At 59.2% G+C, this 4,289-nt stretch carries 4 protein-coding genes; 2 read left to right on the forward strand and 2 right to left on the reverse strand.

Features of this window, described 5'->3' with window-relative positions; genetic code table 11:
• Positions 1-104: 104 nt before the first annotated feature.
• Positions 105-959, forward strand: coding sequence for a class I SAM-dependent methyltransferase (locus BLU35_RS12630; RefSeq protein ID WP_093233250.1), 855 nt, complete (start codon positions 105-107; stop codon positions 957-959).
• A 90-nt stretch (positions 960-1,049) separates the two neighbouring features.
• Here the strand turns inward: BLU35_RS12630 and BLU35_RS12635 are convergent, their stop codons facing one another.
• On the reverse strand, positions 1,050-1,883 hold the full coding sequence (locus BLU35_RS12635; protein ID WP_093233251.1) for a type IV toxin-antitoxin system AbiEi family antitoxin: 834 nt from the start codon (positions 1,881-1,883) through the stop codon (positions 1,050-1,052).
• Between the two features lie 116 nt (positions 1,884-1,999).
• Between BLU35_RS12635 and BLU35_RS12640 the strand changes: the two genes are divergently transcribed.
• Positions 2,000-2,317, forward strand: coding sequence for a hypothetical protein (locus tag BLU35_RS12640; RefSeq protein WP_093233252.1), 318 nt, complete (start codon positions 2,000-2,002; stop codon positions 2,315-2,317).
• 27 nt (positions 2,318-2,344) lie between these two features.
• On the opposite strand, the gene BLU35_RS12645 is transcribed toward BLU35_RS12640, so the two are convergent.
• Complete coding sequence (locus BLU35_RS12645) at positions 2,345-3,643, reverse strand: S41 family peptidase (protein ID WP_093233253.1); 1,299 nt, start codon at positions 3,641-3,643, stop codon at positions 2,345-2,347.
• Positions 3,644-4,289: the final 646 nt, after the last annotated feature.

Here is a 4,289-nt window from a genome sequence, read left to right on the forward strand (position 1 = left end):
CAAAGGCCCTCGTATCCCGGCGCAAAATTGATTTGTACCATTCGAAAGCGGGTTCATAGTTTCGCCAGACGACGTCGAAAAACGGCGCCAAGGGAGGAACCTGTATGTCCGCGCATCTCGATCAAATCCGCGATCAGCAAAGAGAAACCTGGGACCGCTTTTCCGCCGGCTGGAAGAAATGGGACGCTCTCGTTCTCGGCTGGCTGGCCCCCTTCGGCCAGGCGATGATCCGCCAAGCAGCGATCAAAGACGGCGATCAGGTGCTTGACGTCGCTGCCGGGACAGGCGAGCCGGGACTGACCGTCGCCGCCTCGATCCCGAACGGGCGCGTCACCGTCACGGATCTATCCGAGCGCATGCTTCAGGTGGCGAGCGAAAACGCCAGGAACCGCGGTCTGACGAATTTTGAAACCAGGATCTGCGACGCCGGCGCATTGCCTTTCGCGGACGCGACGTTCGACGCTGTTCTTTGCCGGTTTGGCTTCATGTTTTTCCCTGATGTTGCGGCAGCAGCCGAACAATTGAAGCGGGTCGCGAAACCGGGTGCACGTGTTTGTGCCGCCGTCTGGGCCTCGCCTGACAAGAACATCTGGGCAACGACGATCATGTCGACCATTGCGCGCCACGTGGAAATGCCGAAACCACCGGCGGGAGCCCCCGGCCTGTTCCGCTGTGCGCCCGAGGGCCTGATGACTGCCGTCTTTACTGACGCGGGCCTGCGAGACGTCCGCGAGGAAGAGGTCACGACCACGATGGTTCACGACACGCCCGAAGACTATTGGACCTTCATGACCGAAATCGCCGCACCCGTGGTCGCGGGGTTGGGCCAGGCGGATATTGCAACACGGGAGCGTATCAAGGCTGAGGTTCTGGATCTTGCCCGGCAGTCGATCCGGGCGGGGAAAGTCGAATTGCGCTCCACCGCAACGGTCGTTGTCGGCACACGCGAACTGCCTTAGGGCCACAGCTCGAGGGGAAACTTCCAGCAGCGTTCCTCGGCGATGAACGGCAGTGCGTTTACGAGCAATTGCACCTGTTGTTCGTAGATGTCAGCTGCCATGGGTAGATCCTTCGTTGTCGGTCATGAGGTCCTGGGGCAGCGTTATGCGATAGGTAGGGTGGAGCCGCCCGCCTTTGACCAGTGAGCGGTCACCGGCGCCAAGGTCTAGGCTGTCGCGATCCAAATGCTTGAACCAGGCATGGCGGTGCCGGTCCGCATAAACGAAGAACAGGCGTTTGACCTTCACGGAGCGGCAGGCGGTGAGCAGCATCATCAGGCGGCGGGGCCGCAGGGAGACGAGGCTCTGGAAGACCATGTCGATGGAATGAAAGCTTTCTCCATCCGGCAGTTCATCGAGGGCTTCGAGGATCGCACGCTCCGGCGACGACAGGCGCAGCGTCCAGTCCCACCATTCACGCGGCGCGTCACCGGCCGAGCCTTTGTCGCCGACGCCGTCAAGACCGTGGCCGGCATCGGCGAACAAACTTGTCTTGCGCAGGTGGAGCGGGGCATCGAGCAGTGCTTGATCGAGCCATGAAGGAAAGCGGGGCGCATAGAGATAGACTTGCTCCGCCGCGCCGAAGGACAGATAGTGCCGATAGCCCATTTGCTGAAGAGCCGTCATGCCCCCGACATGTACCGGATGCCCCATCAACGTCTGCACAGAGAGAGCGAGGACGCGCCAGTCCCGCTCGCCAATAGGCCCGGTGCCAGGGCGCTGATAGAGGCCGTGGGCGACATGACGCAGCCATCCGGCGCCTACATAGTCGGCGACGGACGATCGGCGTATACCCTGGGCTGACAACCATTTACTGTCCACATAGAAGCCCGGAGGCACCGAGGCGAGAAGGCTCTTTAACCGGCTGGCTCTTTGCTCGTTCATGACGTACAAAATAGCGCTTTTCTAAAGTATTTGCAATTATGACTTTATAGAATATCCAATTTGTTCGTAATTTACGAACAATATCAGTATCGTTTAAAGCGAATTAAGATCCCCGTTTGTCTAAGGCCATACTCTCGCGGTATGTAACGCAGCCACAACTCGATCTCGTGGCGCCGACCAACAACACTATCGTCTGCTTCCGTTTCCGCACAATCGAGACCGCGGCCGAACAGCTGAAGGCGCTGAACACTGAAATTATGCTCCGGCTCCAAGACGAGGGGACTGCTGTTATCTCCGACACGACAGTGCACGGTGAGCATTGCCTGCGTGTGGCAATCAACAATCATCGAATGCAACGTAAGGACCTGGATCTCTTTCTGGAGGAGGTTGTTAGGCTGGGGCAGGAGATTTTCGCGGGCGGCACCACCGATTGAGGCCATGTTTACGCGTGGCCACAAACTTCACCGGGTCGCGGCAGGCTCTTGCGGTGGCGCGGCGTGCCCGATTGTTCCTGCTTCGAGCATTCGAACCATCTCGCCTATCGCCGCTTCGCGTTGGGGATCCTTGCCCGCCGCATAGGCAAGTGGAAACGGCACCACCCGGTCAGGCTTGATGCCGATCCCCTCAAGCCGCAGATCGTGGTCGATCACGGCGTCAGAAACCGCAAGTTCGAGGAGGCTGTCGTCTGGCAGCACATAGGCGCGGCCTGCGAGCAGGGCGCCTGCCGTCCGTTCACCGACCAGCGGGGTGGCATTCTGCCTGAGGGCGTAGGCGAAGAGCTCCAGGCCGCTGCGCGTGCCTTTGTCGATCAGCGCGATCGCCGGCTTTCGCCAACGGAAGTTTGCGAGTGTCGCATGCCCGCGGCGCGGCACCAACCGGAAGGACGGCGTGTCGCCAACGAAAAGCTCCGCCGCATCGGCAGGGCCACCACCCCAGCGCCCGCGCAAGTCAACGACAACACCCTCGGCGTTCTTGAGGCGGCCGGTCGCAAGGGCTTCCGCGACAATATTGAGGCCATTGCGCGTTGAGAGCGTCCACATCCGCACGTAACCGATCTTGTGGCCATCGTGTTCGCTGAGTGCAAGGCTTTCGTCGATCGCCCGCTCGAACATCGGCAGCGGCCGCAAGCGCTCCACCTGGACTTTCGCCGAAATCGGTGCGGCATCCCGATGGCGTCGAAGCCGGATCTCGACGCTTCGACCTACCTTATCGGCGAAAGAGCCGATTTCCCGGTAGGGGAGCCCGTCCACCGACAGGATCTCGTCACCAACGAGCAGGCCGGCCTTCTCGGCCGCCGATCCATCGTAGACATCGGCAACGAAGCGACGATCACCGTCAACGGCCGTCACCATGCCGATGCCGGGATAGCGGACCTCGCCATCCGGCGGAAAGAGGCGGCGCAGGTCATTCCGGATTGCGAAACGGAATATGTCGGAGAGTTCGAAATAGTCGATCGTATCGGGCTTGTAGCGTCCGGTATGCGAGACCCGAAGGCTGGAAAGAACCGATGTGATCGCGTCGTCGACGTCGCTGGGCGAACTCGCGGCCGCGATCGAGTGCATCGTCCCGTCGATTTGTGCCCGGGCAGCAGCGTTGAAGCGGGCCAGAGCCGTTGTGTCGTAGAATTCCTCATCCACCAGTTCGACGACGCGGTCAAACACAGGCTGGCCCGAACGCGTAACGTCGGCTGCATGGGGAGCAGTCGGCTCCGACAGGAGCAACGAAAAGGTCAGCAACGTACCTGCGAAGCCAGGGCGCATAGCTCGTCCTCCGGTTTCCGATCGCTCGATTATCGGCCAAACATGGCTTCTTGGGAGGCGGCCTGCTTGCAAAATCGCGTGATCTCGACAGCGGCCGCCGTCCGCCCTGTCTGGTTCCGCTCGTTTTCAGATCGGAGTTCCCGGAGGCAGGCAAGGCATCGCAACGATCGTAGACTATCTGTATGCAATTACTAATTGCAATATTATCGCCAGTTAAACGCTATGCGATTAATCGACGCCCGAATGGCGGTCATGTGGCGTGCGAACCGGCGCTGAGCAGATCGGGCCTCTGATCACTTTGGGTCATCAAAAAGAGGCGGCCGAATTAGCTCGTAGGAGCTATAAAATCCAGTCAAACCAATCCGTTAATGGCGACAGATCTATTATGAAATTTCTGTAACGCAGTTGTCATATGCTTTCCGGTTTAAGTAAAAATCTAGCGGATTATGAAGATTTATTGACTACGAAAGATTACGGCTTGTCTTTCCGCATTAGAGTTTGTTAACATTCGAATATAGGGGTTTCATTACAGCTTTGAACGCGGGAGGGTGGCATGCCGCTGTCGTCGATGCTTGATTCCAAGAATTCCCGACACCTCCGCCGAAAGTCAGCCGCACAGGATGGGCCACCTCCCCAGGAAACGGCG

Origin of the sequence: Sinorhizobium sp. NFACC03, assembly GCF_900103435.1 — a bacterium.
In the GTDB taxonomy this organism is placed as follows: domain Bacteria; phylum Pseudomonadota; class Alphaproteobacteria; order Rhizobiales; family Rhizobiaceae; genus Ensifer.

Excerpts from the sequence above, each read along its gene's own strand:
- BLU35_RS12630 (WP_093233250.1), top strand. The coding sequence starts at position 105 with ATGTCCGCGCATCTCGATCAAATCCGCGATCAGCAAAGAGAAACCTGG.
- BLU35_RS12635 (WP_093233251.1), bottom strand. The coding sequence starts at position 1,883 with ATGAACGAGCAAAGAGCCAGCCGGTTAAAGAGCCTTCTCGCCTCGGTG.
- BLU35_RS12645 (WP_093233253.1), bottom strand. The coding sequence starts at position 3,643 with ATGCGCCCTGGCTTCGCAGGTACGTTGCTGACCTTTTCGTTGCTCCTG.